The 202-nt window shown below is 69.3% G+C and carries 1 protein-coding gene; it reads left to right on the top strand.

What is annotated here, in order from left to right; all coding sequences use genetic code 11:
• Positions 1 to 10 precede the first annotated feature (10 nt).
• A partial coding sequence (locus IG99_RS44035) for a DUF6807 family protein (protein ID WP_267882621.1) occupies positions 11 to 202 on the top strand: 192 nt, incomplete at its 3' end.

Raw genomic sequence — 202 nt, 5'->3', positions numbered from 1 at the left:
ACGCAGGACGCTGCGGGCGCACTTGATCTCCCCGGACGCCTGGGCGTTGACGTTCGAGACGCAGATGACGAACGTCTCCGGAACGGACGTCGCCATGGGGTCCCCGACCACCAAGGGACGGGAGAACGCCGGCTACGGCGGCCTGTTCTGGCGGGGCCCACGGTCGTTCACCGGCGGTCAGTTCGTGACCGAGGAGGGCCTG

The organism is Streptomyces griseus subsp. griseus (genome assembly GCF_000720255.1).
GTDB classification, from domain to species: Bacteria; Actinomycetota; Actinomycetes; order Streptomycetales; family Streptomycetaceae; genus Streptomyces; species Streptomyces griseus_I.
Note: the sequence above shows the minus strand (reverse complement) of the source record. Positions and strands in the feature narration are given on the sequence as shown.